Annotated in this window: 12 protein-coding genes, 1 pseudogene and 3 other annotated features; of the genes and pseudogenes, 2 read left to right on the top strand and 11 right to left on the bottom strand. The window is 35.3% G+C overall.

Features of this window, described 5'->3' with window-relative positions:
- The first annotated feature begins 173 nt into the window (after positions 1-173).
- A pseudogene (locus tag BAU27_RS33135) lies at positions 174-590 on the top strand (stress protein).
- Positions 591-621: 31 nt separating this feature from the next.
- Here the strand turns inward: BAU27_RS33135 and BAU27_RS29065 are convergent.
- The 10 genes from BAU27_RS29065 to BAU27_RS29110 form a co-directional block, all read right to left on the bottom strand.
- Positions 622-3,738 (bottom strand): MMPL family transporter, encoded by a 3,117-nt coding sequence (locus BAU27_RS29065; RefSeq protein ID WP_071772855.1) that lies wholly within the window; start codon positions 3,736-3,738, stop codon positions 622-624.
- 250 nt (positions 3,739-3,988) lie between these two features.
- Positions 3,989-4,555: a TetR/AcrR family transcriptional regulator gene (locus BAU27_RS29070; protein WP_071746311.1), complete on the bottom strand. Its 567-nt coding sequence runs from the start codon at positions 4,553-4,555 to the stop codon at positions 3,989-3,991.
- Between the two features lie 266 nt (positions 4,556-4,821).
- Positions 4,822-5,982 (bottom strand): GNAT family N-acetyltransferase, encoded by a 1,161-nt coding sequence (locus tag BAU27_RS29075; protein ID WP_071772856.1) that lies wholly within the window; start codon positions 5,980-5,982, stop codon positions 4,822-4,824.
- 296 nt (positions 5,983-6,278) lie between these two features.
- The gene (locus BAU27_RS29080; RefSeq protein ID WP_071746314.1) at positions 6,279-6,701 is read right to left on the bottom strand and encodes a GNAT family N-acetyltransferase; all 423 of its coding nucleotides are present in this window, start codon (positions 6,699-6,701) and stop codon (positions 6,279-6,281) included.
- Positions 6,702-6,946: 245 nt separating this feature from the next.
- Complete coding sequence (gene aroA / locus BAU27_RS29085; RefSeq protein ID WP_071772857.1) at positions 6,947-8,236, bottom strand: 3-phosphoshikimate 1-carboxyvinyltransferase; 1,290 nt, start codon at positions 8,234-8,236, stop codon at positions 6,947-6,949.
- A gap of 15 nt (positions 8,237-8,251) precedes the next feature.
- Positions 8,252-9,352, bottom strand: coding sequence for a prephenate dehydrogenase (gene tyrA, locus BAU27_RS29090; protein ID WP_071772858.1), 1,101 nt, complete (start codon positions 9,350-9,352; stop codon positions 8,252-8,254).
- Positions 9,345-10,445 (bottom strand): histidinol-phosphate transaminase, encoded by a 1,101-nt coding sequence (gene hisC / locus BAU27_RS29095; protein WP_071772859.1) that lies wholly within the window; start codon positions 10,443-10,445, stop codon positions 9,345-9,347. Before hisC ends, tyrA begins: the two co-directional genes overlap by 8 nt.
- A gap of 18 nt (positions 10,446-10,463) precedes the next feature.
- Positions 10,464-11,636 (bottom strand): chorismate synthase, encoded by a 1,173-nt coding sequence (gene aroC, locus BAU27_RS29100; RefSeq protein ID WP_071772860.1) that lies wholly within the window; start codon positions 11,634-11,636, stop codon positions 10,464-10,466.
- Positions 11,637-11,689: 53 nt separating this feature from the next.
- Positions 11,690-11,909, bottom strand: a binding site (T-box leader).
- A gap of 9 nt (positions 11,910-11,918) precedes the next feature.
- Positions 11,919-12,995 carry a bifunctional 3-deoxy-7-phosphoheptulonate synthase/chorismate mutase gene (locus BAU27_RS29105; RefSeq protein WP_001273572.1) on the bottom strand — a complete coding sequence of 359 codons (1,077 nt, stop codon included), beginning with the start codon at positions 12,993-12,995 and terminating at the stop codon, positions 11,919-11,921.
- Positions 12,996-13,189: 194 nt separating this feature from the next.
- Positions 13,190-13,424 (bottom strand) — a binding site (T-box leader).
- Positions 13,425-13,478: 54 nt separating this feature from the next.
- Positions 13,479-13,715: a binding site (T-box leader), on the bottom strand.
- Between the two features lie 107 nt (positions 13,716-13,822).
- Positions 13,823-17,335 carry a DUF4020 domain-containing protein gene (locus BAU27_RS29110; protein ID WP_083596227.1) on the bottom strand — a complete coding sequence of 1,171 codons (3,513 nt, stop codon included), beginning with the start codon at positions 17,333-17,335 and terminating at the stop codon, positions 13,823-13,825.
- A gap of 151 nt (positions 17,336-17,486) precedes the next feature.
- Here BAU27_RS29110 and BAU27_RS29115 point away from each other — a divergent pair, with 151 nt between their 5' ends.
- Positions 17,487-17,924, top strand: coding sequence for a YndM family protein (locus tag BAU27_RS29115; protein WP_071746320.1), 438 nt, complete (start codon positions 17,487-17,489; stop codon positions 17,922-17,924).
- A 264-nt stretch (positions 17,925-18,188) separates the two neighbouring features.
- On the opposite strand, the gene BAU27_RS29120 is transcribed toward BAU27_RS29115, so the two are convergent.
- A complete protein-coding gene (locus tag BAU27_RS29120) occupies positions 18,189-18,719 on the bottom strand; it encodes a hypothetical protein (protein ID WP_071772862.1) in 531 nt (176 codons plus the stop codon).
- Positions 18,720-18,721: the final 2 nt, after the last annotated feature.

Here is an 18,721-nt window from a genome sequence, read left to right on the forward strand (position 1 = left end):
TTAAAAACCGCAAATTACGATTCACTTATTGTAGACTATAGCTATTATATAGTAGAAGATGGATGAATAGCAACGGTTGATTGCTATTCATCTCCTTTCATCCATGAATAAAATCCTTATTTTTTAACGAAACAAGATTGTACAGAAATAAAATAAACTTTAAGGAGGATTTTTTGAAGAAAACATTAATAATTGGTGCGTTATGTATATCTTTAGCTTCTTTAACTGCTTGCGATGGTAATAACAATGCAAAAAACACCTACTGAATCAAAATAAGAAAAAAAGAAACGAAAGTAACAGTAGGTTCAATTATCTCTGAATTTAAAAGTGCTGGTCTACAAGCAGAAAATCCAACTGGACTTTCAGAAAAAGAATTTGGTAATCTTCGAAAAGAAGGAAAACGTATTATCGTACCTGCGCTCGGTGAAAATGAAGGCAGTAGATTATTCGAAATTACAAAGAAAGACGACTAAGAGAAAGTTAAGAAATATTACGATGAATTTGGAAACTCATCTCCTATGTTATTCTCTCATACATACGCAAAAGGTAACTTCCTTTTACAGATGAATGGCAATATAAAAGACGAATAATTTGCAAAATATAAAGATGTGATGGACAAGTTTATTTTCTATTACTTAATTTCTTTGTGTAATTCTTCATTTTACTCGTTAACCCTATTAAAGCAGGTAACAATATTGGCATCACGATTAAAGCTAATAGTAAAAGTGCAATACCAACAACTGATGCTACTTGTATAAGTGTCAATACTCCTGAAGGGATTAATGCTGCAAATGTTCCGCCTAAAATAAGTGCCGCTGATAATACGACTCCTCCTATGTGACGAGATGCATTTACGATTTTCGTTACTGAATCCCCTTCTAGCTCATTGTATCGCATCATTACAAAAATACTATAATCCACTCCTAAAGCGACAATCATAATAAAGCTAAAGAATGGAACATTCCAGCTTAATGACCCTACGTTTAATAAGTGTGCACTAATTTGTTCACTAATACCAAGTGATGCAAAGTACGCTAATATTAATGATCCAATAATAAAGATTGAGTTTAAGAATGAACGAGTAATAACGATTAATACAATCGCAATTCCAATTAACATTATTGTAGCAGTACGTAAGAAATCCTGCCCGGTTACTTCTTTTAAATCAACGTTTCTAGCTGTTGTCCCACCGATCGCTTTTTTTGCTGATTTTAATTCTGTACCATTTAACGTACCGTCTATCGTTTTATTAATTTCTTGAATGATTGGCATCGCTTCTTTTGAATACGGATTTACATCTAAAATGATGGTCATTTTAGCAATCTTTCTATCCTGTGACATGTACGTGTTCAATGCTTTTTGGAAATCTTCTCCCCCTAGCACTTCTTTTGGGATATAAAATTTCTCAGAGCTTTTTGATTCATTAAGTTCGCCTAAATATTTCTGAGCATCCCCTAGGCCGTTACTTACTTTTCCAAGCCCTTCTGTACTTTTAGATAAGCCTGATTGTAATTGCCCCATCTGTTCTTGCAGGTCTTTCAGTCCAGTTAATAACTGTCCTTGCCCATCATTTATTTTCGTTAATCCGGATTGTAACTCAGCTGATTTGTTCGCAATTTGTTTTGAACCTGTAGCCCCTTCGTTTAATCCGTTTTTCAGTCCAGTAGTTCCTTTTTGTAACTCGTTAACACCATTATTCATTTCTTTTAAACCATTATCGACTTTCAATAACGATTGATTCGCTTCTTTAAATGAATCCATTGCCACCTTATGCTGCGTTGCTAATTGATTTAATTCTTTTGAAAGTATATTTAATTGTTTTTGAGCCTCCTTAGCAATTCCTAACGTTTGCTGTATGTTCGGATCATTTGCTAATTCTGGTTTCGTTTGAATGAAATTGGTCATTAACATTTCAATTTGTTCATAACCTTTTTTCGCGCCATCAATCGCTTGAGAAATACTTCCGAAATATTGATCGTAAGAACTTAAACCTTTTTCTAACTGTGCATAACCAGCATGAAGCTGTGAAGTTGCATTTGATAATACACTTATATTTTCGTTTACTGAAGCTAAACCACTCTCGATTTGCTGCGCTCCTTTGGCACCGTCGTTTATGCCATTCGATAATTGATTTAAAGCAGTCCCTAATGCTGATACACCATTTTTCGCCTCGTTCGTTCCATCAATTAACTTTTGAACATTTGCGAGACTATTTGAATCATTACTACTCATTTTATCTTTCGCATCCGTTAATCCATCATTGATTTCTTTTATGCCACCATTGGCATCTCCTAATCCTGTATTCAGTTCTCCGGCTTGTTTCTTTATATATAATTCTTTTATCTTATCACCGGTTGGACGCGTCGGTGAATATACCTCTGAAACTCCTTTAACTTTCGAAATTTTATCAGTTAGTTCATCTAAAGTTTGTAGGGAGGTCGCCTCATCTAACTTGTTATTCGATTGAATGACTAACGTACTTGGTGAAGAAAAACCAGGAGGAAAATGATCTTCTATGACGTTAATCCCCATCTTTGATTCATACTTATTATCTACTTCAAATAAATCATTGTAATTAAGTATGTTAGAGTATTTTAATACGAAAGGAATCGATATCACGAATACGATGATTAAAGCAACAAATGGTCTTGCTACTGAGTTTTTCGCAAAGAATCCCCATAAGCGACTATCCTCATGACCTTTAAATGTTTTAACTGGATAAAACATTCCTTTTCCTAAAAGCACCATAAAAAATGGATTTAAAGTCGTTAATACGAGTAGTAATACTAAAACACCAATTGCTACCGCTGAAGTAGATTGATATAATTTAAAACTCGCTAACGCAAGTGATGCAAAACCAATTAGTACCGCTATACCGCTATATAATACGGTTTTACCTGCCGATTTAAATGTTTCTTTCGTGGCCAAAAATGCATTTTCTTGTTTACTTAATTCTTCTTTAAATCTCGTAAATAATAAAATGTTATAATCTGTTCCTACTCCAAACAGGACGACGACTACAAACACTTGCGTAAAGTTTGAAAATGGAAAATTAAATTGATCTACAAGATGAGCAATAATCCCCATTGAAACTAAATACGACACACCGACTGTAAGAAGAGAAACAATCGGAACAACTGGTGAACGGAATACGAGGATTAATACTACAAGAATGAAAATGATTGAAATAACTTCAGTCTTTTTCACTCCCTCTTGAGAAGATTTAAGAAAATCACCCGCTATTAAGTCACTTCCTGTTAAGTACGTTTTTACCCCTTTCGTTTGTACTTTTTTATGAAGATTATTTGCAACTTTTGATATTTCACCATGCTTTTTATCTATTGATATTTGCGTTAAAATAGTCGTATTATCTTTAGAAACTAATTGTTTCTCCAAGTCTTTATTATCTAAATGTGAAACAACTTCCTTTATTCCTAATTGCTCTTTTTCATTTTGCAGGGCGTTGATTGTTTTTGTTATTTCCTCTTTTTGCTCAGTAGTTAAAGCAGCTTTATTTCCACTATTAAAAACGGCTATAATTTCGTATTTTTCAGTCCCGTCTTTATCCATTTCTTTTATCATTTTGTCAGCAATACTACTTTGTTCTGTTTTAGGAATCGTAATGTGCCCTTTTTCTTTCACTAATTTATCCATATTAGGCATCGTTACGATCATTGTAATAGTAATAACTATCCATAATAGAAAAGATAAACTTCTCCAACTTTTTAGCTTGCTCATTTGAATCATCTCCCGTTTTTAGCGTTTCACGTTAAGTACGGAATGAATATTCATTCCTACTCTTTTAAAACTATCATTTCGGAATGAACGTTCATTCCTATTATCCTATTATTTTTTTCAATTCTATTAAACCACTACCTACGGAATGAATATTCATTCCTTTAACTGTACAGATATATCATCTCCTGTAATCGTTTTTTATATTTGTTTAGGAATGAATGTTCATTCCTGTCCATATAGAGCTATAGAATCAAATGATTCTAATAGCATTCCAAGAGCTTTCTTCCAATTCTTTTACTAATTCTTTTGAGTATTCTAATTGCCCTGTTGCCATTACTTTAGTTAATTTTTCTAACGGTTGATATACAATAATAATTAAAGCAACTGGAGGCAATGGACGAAGAAAACCTTTTGCGATTCCATCTTCTATAATATTCATAAAGAAGCCTATAAAATCGTCAAATATTTTGTTACTCTGTTCATCAAGAAAATAACTATCACAATGAGAATTTGTAAAAAGAAAAGCATCCACATTGTTTCTCGCAAATTCAAATAAACGGTTATAAATATGACTAAACTGTTCACGAATATTTGCTTCAACAGGAAAATCAGTTTTTAGTATTTCAGATAATTGCAACATGCTTTTTGAAAATAATGAGTTAACGAGTGCCTCTTTATTTTCAAAATAGCGATAAATAGTACCAGCGCCGACTTTTGCTTTTTCAGCGATCATCGGAATTGTCGTACCATCGTAACCACGCTCTGCGAAAAGTTGTATCGCAGCATCAAAAATATCCTCTTGTTTGTTTTTAGCCACTTTTCCCACCTCAATTTTCAGGAATGAAAATTCATTCCGTTTTTAATTATAAATTACATGGATTAAAAGTCAAGTGTGCTACACAGTTACGTTTTTTAATCCCATATCTGTGAGTGAAATTATATCGGCGATTTTCAAGATATATCAGCGCAACTCAAATTTTATCAGCGATTTTCAAGATATATCGACTTAACGACAAAAAACAACAAAATAAGAGCGAACTGTACCAAAACTTTATTTGGTACAGTTCACTTTCAAATATACAATTAAAAGAAATCATAAATAAACGCTTCACGCACCGGGACTACATTCTCAAATGTTCGTATCTCCTCTTCGCTTCCACTAATTAATTCAAGCTTACTTAGCTCTAACGGACGTTTATAGCCAAACATTATTGTAGATAGCGCATTAATGTCCAGCTTAATTCCTTTATCTATTGTTTCTTCTTTCATAATTGTTATTTCCTGATTTGCAAGTCTCACCGTTACGTTATTCCACGGAGCAAATGAATCTGTAACGTGTAAAATCAATTCTTGCTGCGCATCGTTCCAGTTCAACTCATATTGTTTTAAGAACTGCTCCACATCTACAATTCTTCCCATAAAATATGGTTTTATTTCTGCCTTCACGCGTGGCTCTCGCAATGTATATAACAACGGTTCTTTCTCACTTAATATCATTCCAACTTCTTTAATCATAGAATCATGCTGGCAAATAAAGTTCCATAGGCCATTTCTCGCTTCATTATGCAGTGGAACAAATTCTTCTATTGTCATTTTATAATTTTCTATTTTATATAACACGTAACCAGCTGCCGTTTTATTTTCATCATAGTAAATCGCTAATGTTAAATCATGATAGACCGCTTGTAACCACCATTTTTCACTGCGAACTAGCATACCTGAAAAGCGTTCTGCAAATGTTTCATAAATTTTCTCTACTTCTTCTGGATGGTTTTCTTTATTAAAACGTTTCACAATACCATTTACTTGTTTTTTCATAATCAAATCGCTCTTCTCCATATGACATACAAGGCGATTTGCACAAAGCTCCCATCCGTATTTGCGGTAAAATGAAACAGCAAATGGATGTAACATCGATACTGTATAACCAGCTTTTTTCATCGTTTGAAGCGAATGTTGAAGCAGTTCTTTTACATATCCACTTCTTCTATATTCCGGATACGTCGCTACCCCTGCAACGCCTCCCATTTTAAATTTTTCTGTGCCTATGTAAATATGAAACGGAATAAGATGCAATTTTGCTGCTAAGTCTTCCCCTTCCATAATGCCGTATATTTCATGACTTTCTTTCATTCGAGTCATTTGTTGCTGCACTCGTTCCTCATCTGCTTTATATTGAAAAGCGTATTCTGATAAACATAATGCTTCTCTGAATTTATCTTCTTTTAATTGTATGACGTTCATCTTTTTCTCCCCCATTCCCTATATGTATTGTACTATCATTTTGAATGTTTCGGGTTGATGATTAGAAATATATCAACGTTTTGAATCCCAGATAAGATTGGTAGGAAAATACGGATTTACAACGTCAAGTAAATCCCATAATAAAAAAGCTTAATTTCTCGGTATAGTAAGGGAGAAATTAAGCTTTAGTTAGTTAATATGACTTACAAAGGCACATTTACCACTTTAAATAATATTAGGGTGATTTTTCTCGTTGTAAAGTTATAGAAAATTAATCCCCCGCATTATCGTTCTATTTACAGATTCTTAATCATTGTGCGATGAGGAATACCCGCATCTATAAATTCTTCAGAAATACTTTCATACCCTAAGTTTTCATAGAAACCAATTGCATGTTTTTGGGCATTCAATTTCACTTTAGAAATGCCCTGATTTTGTGCAAACTTCTCAATTTCATTCATAATTAATTTTCCAGAACCTGCTTTGCGATCAGTTGCCACTACACAAATTCGTTCAATTTTACCAACGCCATCTACAATACGAAAACGTCCAGCTCCAATTGGCTTGCTATTATCGTATAACACAAAATGAGTAGCGGTTTTGTCATGTTCATCAATTTCTTCTTCTACATCGACTTGTTGTTCTTCTATAAAAACCTTTTGTCGAATAGCGTAAGCATCTTCTAATTGTTGTTGATTATTTACGATTTCTACTATCATAAATATTTCTTCCCTTCTAAGTTAAAATGTTTCATCAATTGTCCAGTTAATTAATTAAATGAAAACGATTAAAATCAATAGGTACCGTTCTTCTTGTTCGGCTTCTTTTCAACGTTAAGGGAAAAATCTTGTCTCAAAAGTCCTATTGTTGTTAAATAGTTCATTTTTAACATTATAAGTAGCTTGCTTATAATGTCCTTACGAGCTTAATGTATATTTATACTGTATATCTGCTTTTCATCCTATTATTTCGCTAAATTTTGAAGTTCTTTAAAGAATGTAGGATATGATACACCTACTGCTTCTGCATCTTCAAGCGTTGTTTTTCCTTCAGCTATACAGCCAGCAATTGCAAGCATCATGCCAATGCGATGATCTCCGTGACTATGTACTGTATCGCCTTTTAAATTTGATTTTCCGTAAATAATCATTCCATCATCAGTTGCTTCTATGCGAGCCCCTAGTTTTGTTAATTCAGCAACGACTGTATCAATACGGTTTGTTTCTTTTACTTTTAGCTCGTGTGCATCTTTAATAACTGTAATACCTTCTGCTTGTGTTGCCGCTAAAGCGATAACAGGAATTTCATCGATTAATCTTGGGATAATATCTCCACCAATTTCAATCCCTTTTAATGAAGATGTTTCAATTGTAATGTTTGCAGCTAGTTCTGATGCACCTTCATGAATTGGCTCTACAGTGAACGTAGCACCCATTTTCTCTAAAACATCTATAATACCTGTACGAGTTGGATTCATTCCTACATTTTGTAATACTAGTTTACTATTTGGAATAATTGCGCCTGCTACTAAGAAAAATGCTGCGGATGATACGTCACCTGGCACTTGAACATCTGTTGCGATTAACTTCTGGCCACCCGCTAGTTTTACGGTTTTCCCCACGCGAGTTACCTTTACACCGAACGCTTCAAGCATTCTTTCCGTATGGTCGCGTGAAATATGTGGTTCTGTAACAGTTGTTACACCTTCTGCACGAAGACCTGCAAGTAAAATAGCTGACTTTACTTGTGCGCTTGCGACAGGTGAAGTGTACTCAATTGCTTTTAAATCTCCACCACGTATTGTTAGCGGTGTAAACGTTCCTTCTTCTCGTCCATCAATGGTTGCACCCATTTGCTTTAATGGATTTGTTACACGTTTCATCGGTCTTTTTGCGATAGACGCATCACCTTGTACGCAAGAGAAAAATGGTGTGTTTGCTAATATACCTGACATTAATCGAATTGTTGTACCAGAATTACCAACATCTAATACAGTTTTCGGCTCTTGTAAACCTTCTAATCCTTTCCCAACTACAGTGACTTCATCACCGTTTTGCGTAATGTCTACTCCCATTTCTTTAAAACAAGAAATTGTACTTAAACAATCTGCACCAGGTAGGAACCCTTTAATTGTTGTTTTTCCTTCTGCAATCGCACCGAACATGACAGCACGGTGCGAAATGGATTTATCACCAGGTATTGTAATTGCTCCATTCAATCCGTTAGTTACTGTTTGTATTGTAGTTTCTTTCACGTTATCACCCTCTTTTTAAATTGTTTCATACGTTTGGTATTCTTCTTTTCCTAGCGCCAGCTTTGCCTTCATACGATCTTCTTCTCTTTGGAAGCTAATTCTAAGTACCCCGAGCAATCCTTCGCGTGCTTCTAAAATTTGCAAGTTTGTAATGCTAATTTCCTCTTCTGCTAAAATACTCGTAATATGAGCTAAGGCCCCTACTTTATCTAAAACATCGACGTATAAGTCATAATAGGCAGGAATTGCACCTCTTTTTCGCACTGGTAAAGAATCACGGTATTCTTTTGCGTCAGCGAAATAGTTTTGTATTTCACCTGCATCTCCTTTAGAAACAGTCTTATATAACTCTTCCATTTCTGAGATCCATTCTTCTAATAGTTCCAATAAATGCCCGCGATTTTGCTTTACAATATCACTCCACATTTTCGGGCTACTAGATGCAATGCGTGTAATATCTTTAAATCCGCCAGCAGCTAGTTGATGAATGAGCGGATTATCTCCTGCATGTTTCTCAACTTGCTTTACTAAACCTGCTGCGATAAGATGCGGAAAATGACTAACAATTCCTGTTACATAATCGTGTTCTTCCGTATTTAAAACAAGAAAATGTGATCCTGTTCCTTTTAACCACCCTTTTAGTTCTTCCACTTGTTCATTTGGCACATGGTTCATCGGTGTTAAAATGTAAAATGCATTTTCAAATAAATGTGCCTTTGCACTTTCAACTCCCGTTTTATGAGAACCCGCCATCGGATGTCCACCAATGAAAGAAACTTCCTTTGAAAATAAAGCTTCCGCTTCGTTCATAATAGACCCTTTTGTACTACCAACATCAGTCACTATAACATCTTCTCGTAAACGAAATGACGCAAGTTTGTGTAATAGCTTCTTCGTTTCTTCAACTGGAGAAGCAAAAACAATTAAATGTGCCTCTTCACATGCACGCTGTAAATCAACTGCTATTTCATCTACTACGTGTAATTCTTTGGCACGCTCTACTTGCTCTTTAAATATATCGTAACCTGTTATCGTTACTTCGTGTTCTTTCTTAATTGCTAATGCGAGAGAACCTCCTATTAAACCTGTTCCAATTAATACTACCTTTTTACACATCTGCCTCATCTCGAGACTTACTTTTTTTATTTTCAAAGTGTTGTTTTAACACTGAAATCACTCCTTCATTTTGCTCCCTTGTGCCGACTGTAATACGGACACCATTCGGGAACGGACGAATAATAAACCCTGCGTGTGCACAAGCTTCATAAATCTCTCCACCATTATCTACCGTCAAGAAAATGAAATTTGTTTGCGGCGGATAAAATGGAATTTCGTTTTCCTTACAAAAACTTTCATATTGTTGTATTCCCTCTGTATTAACACGTACAATTTCTTTAATAAACGCTTCATCGTTAAATGCAACCGTTGCTGCTTTTTGCGCTAATGAAGATACGTTAAATGGCAAACGTACGACATTTAATTTCTCGATTAACTCTTCCTGTCCAATCGCATAACCAATGCGGAAAGAGGCTAATCCGTACGCTTTAGAAAACGTTCTAAGTACAAGAATGTTGTTATGTTTTTCTAAAAGCGGTAATGTCTCAGGGAAATCTTTTGCTGTTACGTATTCATAGTACGCTTCATCAATGACAATTAACGTATTTTCACTAATGCTTTCAATGAACTGAGTCAATTTTTGCTCATTCACATATGTGCCTGTGGGGTTGTTCGGATTACAAAGCCAAACGATTTTCGTATTGTTATCAACTGCTGACGAAATTTCATCTAAGTCGTATACACCGTTATTTAAAGCAACTTCTTTCACTTCACAGCCTTCAATAACTGCATGATGACGGTACTGTGGGAATGTTGCGCCAGCCGTTACAATGTTATCTCCAGCTCGCAACACGGCGCGACTTATTATTTGAATGACTTCATCCAAACCACTACCGCAAAGTATTTGTTCCATTTGAACATGTAATTTCTCTGCGATTGTTTGACGGAGCGTTGTAGCACCTCCGTCAGGATATAAAGCATGTTCCAACCACGACTTTTGCAATTCTTCTAAAACACGTGGTGAACAACCGAATGGATTTTCATTCGATGCTAATTTCACAAATGAATGATCTCCGTACACTTCTTTCATTTGTTCTGGTGATTTACCTGGTTTATATGGTTGTAATGATGATAGTTGATCTTTTACTTGCACGTTAAACCCACCCTTTTATTAAAATTCTTTTGCGTATTTGTTATGTTGCGTAATATTTTGCTTTAATAGTTCCATGCGATCTTTTCCGAATTGTTCGACTAGTGCATCTGCAAGTTCCCATGCTACAACAGATTCAGCGACAACACCTGCTGCCGGCACTGCGCAACTATCAGATCTTTCAATACTCGCTTGGAATGCTTCTTTCGTATCAATATCAACGCTTGCTAACGGTTTATATAATGTAGGAATTGGCTTCATTACGCCTCTTACGACAATTGGCATTCCTGTTGTCATACCGCCTTCTAAACCGCCGGCGTTATTTGTTTTTCTTGTGTATCCATTTTCTTCATCCCACATAATTTCATCGTGCACTTTACTTCCCGGCTGTCTTGCCGCTTCAAAACCAATTCCAATCTCAGCACCTTTAAACGCATTCACGCTCATAATAGCACCGGCAAGTTTTGCATCTAATTTGCGGTCGTAATGAACGTAGCTACCAACACCAATTGGCATACCTTCTGCAATGACTTCGACAATACCACCGATTGAATCTCCACTACTTTTCGCATTATCGATCGCATCCATCATCTCTTGTTCTACTTCTTTATCTAAACATCGAACTGGTGAATTTTCAGTTATCGTTTGAATTTCTTCAATTGGTAAGTTTGAAATACGCTTCGCTTGCACCCCACCAATTTCAAGAACATGCCCTGCAATTTCCACGCCTAATTCTTTCAAAATTTGTTTCGCAACTGCACCAGCAGCTACACGAACTGTCGTTTCTCTTGCAGATGAGCGCTCTAATACGTTTCTTATATCACGATGACCATATTTTATCGCTCCGTTTAAATCCGCATGTCCTGGACGTGGTTTTGTAATTGTACGTTTCATTTCTTTACTTTCTTGCTCCGAGATCGGGTCTGCCCCCATTACTTTCGTCCAATGTTTGAAATCATCATTTTTTACGATTAACGTAATCGGCGAGCCAAGTGTCATTCCATGACGTACACCACTTACAATTTCAACTGTATCTGTTTCAATTTGCATGCGTCTTCCGCGGCCATGCCCTTTTTGTCTTCTTAATAACTCTTTATTAATATGTTCCGCCGTAAGTGTTAAACCTGCTGGTACACCTTCTAAAATAACTGTTAACTGCGGCCCATGTGATTCTCCAGCTGTAATATATCTCATTTCTCTTGCCCCTTTACTATTTTTTTGTACAAAAAAGTCCCTACTGAGCGCTCAGTAGGGACGATGTTTATCGCGGTACCACCCTAGTTGTAGACAACTTTCGTCTACCTCTCTTCTTCTTTAACGATCGTTTGACCGTCTTTCCCTCCAAAAGTTGGCGGAAAAGATGCTCCAAGGCTGTAATTCATGCTTACCTTTGTACTGATTCACACCGGCCATCAGCTCTCTTTAACAGTGAGATAAGCACTACTGTTTCCTCTTCAGCGCATATATGATATGGAATTAAGATAATTTATTTTTGAAACCTTTTAACTCATCCATGAATCTATGGAATTCTGGAATATCCATTTGTTGTGCAGAGTCTGATAATGCAACTGCTGGGTCTGGATGTACTTCAGCCATTACTGCATCCGCTCCAATTGCAAGTGCTGCTTTCGCTGTTGGTAATAATAGATCTCTACGTCCAGTTGAATGCGTCACGTCTACAATAACTGGTAAATGTGTTTCTTTCTTTAAAATCGGAACTGCTGAAATATCTAATGTGTTACGTGTCGCTCTTTCGTATGTGCGAATACCGCGCTCACATAAAATAATTTGGTCGTTACCTTGCGCAATAATGTATTCCGCTGCATTGATGAACTCATCAATTGTTGCTGCTAACCCACGTTTTAATAATACTGGCTTGTTAACTTTACCTACAGCTCGTAGTAAATCGAAGTTTTGCATGTTACGTGCGCCAACTTGAATTACATCAACGTATTCTAATGCCATTTCCACATCGTTCGGATTTAAAATTTCACTAATAATCGCTAAGTCGAACTCATCTGCTACTTGGCGTAAAATTTGTAAACCTTCTACTCCTAAACCTTGGAAATCGTATGGAGATGTTCTTGGTTTGAAAGCACCACCGCGCATTAATTTTAAACCTTGGTCTTTCATTGCTTGCCCTACTTGGCGAACTTGCTCTAAGCTTTCTACCGCACAAGGTCCCATAATGAACGTTTGTGTTCCGTTTCCAATCAATTCGCCTTTCACATTAACGATTGTATTTTCTTTTTTCTTTTTACGTGATACTAGTAACGCTTTACGGTTATCATCTTCTTGTAATTCTAAGCTTGCTTTGAAAATCGTTTTGAAAATATGTTGAACTGTTGACGTTTCGAATGGTCCTTCGTTATGCTCTGCGATCATATCCAGTACTTCACGCTCACGTACTGGATCAAAACGTTTCGTACCTTGTACTTGTTTTTGCTCCCCGATTTTTTGAACGATTTCACCGCGTTTGTTTAAAAGGTGTAATAGTTGTAAGTTAATTTCATCTACCTGTTTACGTAATTGATCTAATTCGTGATTTGCCATTTGGAAATCCTCCTCTAATGTTTTAAAAGTATAGTAAGAGAATAAAAAATTCTCTATTTTCTGAACTGGTTAATTATACAAATTTAAAGTGGAATCGATACCTCTTCTTATTTTAAACTAATAATTACCATAAAGACACTAACTACTAGTTAATAAGGCACTTTTTTGTACAAAAAAGCCCTACTGATTGAATCAGTAGGGACGATATTTATCGCGGTACCACCCTAGTTGTAGACTTATTTCGTCTACCTCTCTTCATTGTTAACGATCAATGTGACCGTCTTTCCCTTCATAAAGATACATATCTTTACTACGAAAAAGATGCTCCAGGACTGTAATTCGCTCTTGTTTTTGTACTGGTTCGCACCACCCACCAGCTCTCTGTTACAGGGAAACAACAACTACTTCTTTTCCTTTCAACGCATGTTTATTATATTTTCAAGTTGGACCGTCAAAATACAAAAAGTCCCTACTGAATAAATCAGTAGGGACGATATTTATCGCGGTACCACCCTAGTTGTAGACTAACTTTCCGTCTACCTCTCTTCACTGTTAACGATCAATTGACCGCTCTTTCTTCATAAAGACAATGCTATCTTTACTACGAAAAAGATGCTCCAAGACTGTAATTCATGATTATCCCTGTACTGGTTCACACCACCCACCAGCTCTCTGTTACAGTAAGACTAACCACTACTGTGATCTCTTCATTGCACTTTGTTTATTCAAATGTGTTTGAAATTGAATAAGTATGATTCGTATTATAGAACGCTTTTCAAAACACTGTCAACAACTTTTTATTTATTTTTTAAATTTCCGTTTTCGCCCTATAATTCCTCTTGTAAATTCCCCATTACAATTCCGATGCGAATTATCTCATTTTCTATTAAATTTAACACGTGTTTTTCTACTCCATACTGGATTAATAATTCTTTTATTTGTATGATTTCATTTTCAAGTAAATCTGCTTCTTGGCACGTCTGAAGTAAAGTAAAAAACACATCTGCAAACAATCCTTTATACGCTTTCATACTCTCGTTCTTTTCAAGTATCTCTATAAATAACTGTTTCATTTCTTTTTGATTACATTGCCCTTCCACACCCTGAAATTTACTCGAAATAATATTTAGTCCCTTTTCTAAAACCTCATCCATACATAAAATAATGCGTAAGAACATGACATGTTCTCTCGTTGTTATTACACCTATTTTCGGACGCTCCCTTAAAAAACCACTAAGCCAAGCTGTCCAAAATTTTTGTTGTTCCTTGCCACTTAACGTTTTTACGTAATAGCATAAATACTGCATAAATTTAATTTTATTCTCTTCATTTTCTTGCATAAAAAATGGATATAACCAATCTGTTTTTTGCTCCCAATATAATACGCATTTAATAAATACAAAGCTAAGCCATTTTAAAAACGCTTCTCTCGTATGGGGATGAAGTACATCTATATGCTCTACCGCATACTTAATATATTTCTTTATCTCTGTAAATAAAGGTACATTAATTTGCGTATAACATAATCCTGCCCACGCATATTTCGTAAGCTCACTTTCTTTCTTTAAATCTAAGTACGGTAAAAGATATTTTCGACACCATTGTTTCTCAATATGATATAAAAACGTAATATCTGCTGTTAAACGAGCAAACATATATTTCGTTCTATCCGAAGTAACCCTTACCTGTTCCTCAAATAAAAATAAATATTCATACACATTACGATCGTATAAATGATCATATGCTAAAAGTTTTAGTAATACAGCTGTCATCTTTCCAACAGGATGCTGTATAGATTCATTGTAAAACTCTTGTTTTCCAATCTTAAAATCTGTTTCCCCTCTCATAACTTGTGGAAATACTGAAAAAGCAAAGCGCTTTACAACTCGTATACTTTTTACATCTAACTCTTCTAATCGATTACTAATTTCATATAGAAAACTACTAATTAACCAATGAAACGCGGTGTTTCTAACAAATTTCTGTAATAACGGTATCATCTTTTGAATTTGCTCATTCGTCAAATTCCTATTATTTCGCCACTCTCTAATACAAACAAACCATACTTCATTACTTATTTCGTGTACGCCTACTAGTTGGTACGCAAACGAAATACTCCACTCTACATTCAATTTACACGCTTTTGATAGCATCTCTAAAAAATGACGTTGTTCAAAAACACCATCTTGTGAAAATTGCCACACTTGCTCCATTATTTCATCGTCTTTCAGCTGCAGTAATCCATCCGCTGTTACATTGCATGTAATACGTTGTTCATTTGACTCTTTCTTTGGAATACTGTATCGATCAGAAGAAAAATGAGGGTGTTTCTGTTTCATTAATTTATATCCATCTATCGTGCATTGACTATTTGAATCGCATGTAAATAATAAGTCTAAGATGAGACACGCATCAAACGCCCTCTCTTCCGCAAGGTACTCTAATACATATTGAACTACTTCTTCTTTCGTTTCTTTTAAAGCATCTACATAATAACTCTTTAAAAGTTGAAAAACCTCATGTTTACATGTGAAATCTAAAAGAACATCTGCATGTAACAACCATTTCAGTTTGTCATCCGCTGTAACGAATACATTTTTAATCATTGCTTCAATCGCAATTTGCTTTTGAAGTACACTTTCCGTTTCTATCATTTCTGTAATATAATAATTTGCTTTATTCTCATTGTTTTCACATAAATATGTAAGACACTCTTTTACAATTTGAATTAAAAATGTGAAGTCATTTTGTTGTAACTCCTGCACCAAAATTTCTCTATCTTTTTTTTTTAGCGCATGTTGTCTTAATGATAATAGTTGTATCTTTTCTAATCCCATAACCATAATCGGATTTGCATAGTACGCAATATGTGGTCTCATTTTCTCTTTCCAAACTCGCTCCACATGAGAAAAAATAGGCACTGGCAAACGACTCGATTCTTCGAGTTCTATCGACTCTTGCGTATCATTTCCCCATCTTCTTACACGTTTCAATTTAAGTTTCCCGTCCAAAATAAATGTTAACAACAACAATCCAATTTCTTTATGTTCAGGGAAAGAACATTTTTGCAATAAATATGAGATCATTTCAATAGAGCTACTATCTTTCTCTGCCGTTTCTAATAAAAGCAATGTCCATCTTGCAAACAACAAAGGATCCATCATTTCTTTCGTTTCGTTTAAGTAAGTGCAAATTGTTCGCCATAATAACGGGGATATTTTAGAATAATTTTTAAAAATCAATTGAAACAGTTCTTTTTGATGACTAAATAGAAATTGCTCCACTAACCATTCCGCAAGTAATTCATCAACTTCATCATACTTTGCTGTAAGCAGAAATAAATTTCTTAGTTTACCTTCTGCTTCAAGCCATTCCACCCATTCATAATCACGAGCAAATTCAACAAAATACCGAACGGTTTCTATTTTTTTTATTGACTGTTTTATATAGGATAATTGCTCCTGCTCTACTGAGGGAGGAACAGTTACAATATCACGAATACGCATTCTTTTCGTAATATAATTATCTCCCATTAATTCCGCCCATCGTTTCACCGCTTTCACAAGTGATTGATGATTATTTGCTTTATTTGGATACACAATCGGCCTTATTCCCAAATGCTCCCAATGGTATGTATTATCACCTTGTGCGACGAAAGCATAACGCCTTGTACTCGGTGGTAAACCTGTTGCTAAATATTTCATTACTGGGTCATTATGACTATACCCAACGAATAAAACGGTGTAATTCGAGAATAAATCAACTAAAAATCTCCTCGCCCAACCTTCCGTTAAGTAAGCCCTTCCAAAATCACCATCTGTTAAAATTAAAGCTTCTTTCTCCTGCTCTATATTCCCATGTATGTAAGCTAAGCCTTTAAACGCTCTTCCTGTCGGTAATGCAGGTGCATAATAAATATTTAGCTCTCTATTCATTTCCTTAATTGCATACGTAAAATGTTGATCAAAGTTTGTCGTTACAATGCGAACATCCGTATCTAACGGGAACAACCTTGGAATGGCATAATGTAATGGATTCGGTTTTGATTTTTCTATATTAACAAGATCTCTTGCAACTTGGTGTACATCTTTCGTTTTCGCAATTTTACCAAGATAATAATCGTGTGGTTCTGTCATCTCACGTTTTTCGACATATAAAGCTTTCGAAATTTCATCAACTAAATCATCGAAATTCGGTAAGTTTGATTTCCCTTTCATAGACACTCCCGCTCCAACGAATAGTACTAACTTCCCTTGTTCAAGATGATCAATTAACTCATCAGGAATTTCTACTTCTGAAGTAATCCACATTCCGGATTCCCCCTTACCTAAAAATGTCATCTACTCTCATTTTACTATAACATTTTTTTGTTGTTTTTATAATATTTAGATAAAATTTCAAACATGAAAAAGTTTTATCTAAATAAATCCGTAACAATGTATGAACTCCTGAATTTATTGCAAAACTATGTATAAATCGGAGGTGTAAATATTGAATGATTTTACTGTAATAGTAATCAAATTTATATCATGTATTATCGCTTTTAGTATCGGATTAGCTTTATTTTTTCCCGCTACGTTCGTCCAAATTATTTCTTTTAGTCTATTTGTTACAATCGTTTCTTATATGTTTGTTGATAAAATCATTTTAAATCGAATTGGCGATTCTGCTGCCATTATGACGGATTTCTTACTTACGTATTTAAGCGTTTGGATTTTCGGAAATATTTTATTAGACAACTACATGCAAATCGCATGGGGCAGTATCCTTTCTGCCATCGTCTTTACGTTATCAGAAGTAATCGTCCATCGCTTTTCTCATTCACGTACTCGTCATAACAACGATAATATTCGTATTAATCGCCGATTTGCATACGGTACAGAGTTTGCTGAAGAACAGAATGTGTTGGATAAAGATAAAAAGAAGTAATGTTTTGATGAAGGAGCTCCATCGCCATCAAGCTAAAAAAAGCAAATACCCCAAAACGAATAAATTGACATCTCCAAGAGGAATTGTACATTTTTTTGTTTTTTGGTGTAATAAAACGCTAATGTTGATGAGCATGGCATGTGTGCTACCCCTTCTAAAAAAGTAAAAAACAGTGTTTATCGAGAGTAAACCATCTTAACTGTAATAACTAATTAAAGAAAAAGGCAGAATCTGTATCCGAAGATCCAGATTCTGCCCTTTTCTTTAATCGCATTTTTCTATTTGGTCACCTTCTTCACCTGCATTTTCTGCCGAACTATCCGTTCCGCCTCCCACTGCATGTTGCTGTTTGGTATTAGAACTTTCGATGGCAGCGTTGGTTCCCGCTGCACTGTCTTCTCCACCACCACTTGCCACTTGAGTAGCACCAGCCTGTTCCTTACGGGTTTTATTAATTTGATTATTGATGATAATTACAAATTCTTCCTCTTCATCCGAAGTTTCTTTTTTCTTTTTATGCGGCTCAATCTGGTCCCCACTAATTCCTTTATTTATAGCTTCGCCTCCAGCGCCCACCGTTCCTTGCTGTCGGGTATTCGATGAATCGATTGCTGCATTACTTCCTGCTGCACTATTTTGTCCGGCTCCACTGGCAATTTGTGTTGTATTCGGTGCAAATGTAATCTGATTATTAATGACAATGACAATTTTTCGTTTATTAGCAAGATTTCCCAAATTAATTTCTTCTCCATCTTTTTTTACAAATCGAAACGTGATTTTTTCATTGTTTTCCATAT

Origin of the sequence: Bacillus sp. NH11B (assembly GCF_001884205.1) — a bacterium.
Lineage (GTDB): Bacteria > Bacillota > Bacilli > Bacillales > Bacillaceae_G > Bacillus_A > Bacillus_A proteolyticus.

Coding starts and splice junctions, on each gene's coding strand:
- BAU27_RS29065 (WP_071772855.1), bottom strand. CDS start 3,738: ATGAGCAAGCTAAAAAGTTGGAGAAGTTTATCTTTTCTATTATGGATA.
- BAU27_RS29075 (WP_071772856.1), bottom strand. CDS start 5,982: ATGAACGTCATACAATTAAAAGAAGATAAATTCAGAGAAGCATTATGT.
- BAU27_RS29080 (WP_071746314.1), bottom strand. CDS start 6,701: ATGATAGTAGAAATCGTAAATAATCAACAACAATTAGAAGATGCTTAC.
- tyrA (WP_071772858.1), bottom strand. CDS start 9,352: ATGTGTAAAAAGGTAGTATTAATTGGAACAGGTTTAATAGGAGGTTCT.
- aroC (WP_071772860.1), bottom strand. CDS start 11,636: ATGAGATATATTACAGCTGGAGAATCACATGGGCCGCAGTTAACAGTT.
- BAU27_RS29105 (WP_001273572.1), bottom strand. CDS start 12,995: ATGGCAAATCACGAATTAGATCAATTACGTAAACAGGTAGATGAAATT.
- BAU27_RS29110 (WP_083596227.1), bottom strand. CDS start 17,335: ATGACATTTTTAGGTAAGGGGGAATCCGGAATGTGGATTACTTCAGAA.
- BAU27_RS29120 (WP_071772862.1), bottom strand. CDS start 18,719: ATGGAAAACAATGAAAAAATCACGTTTCGATTTGTAAAAAAAGATGGA.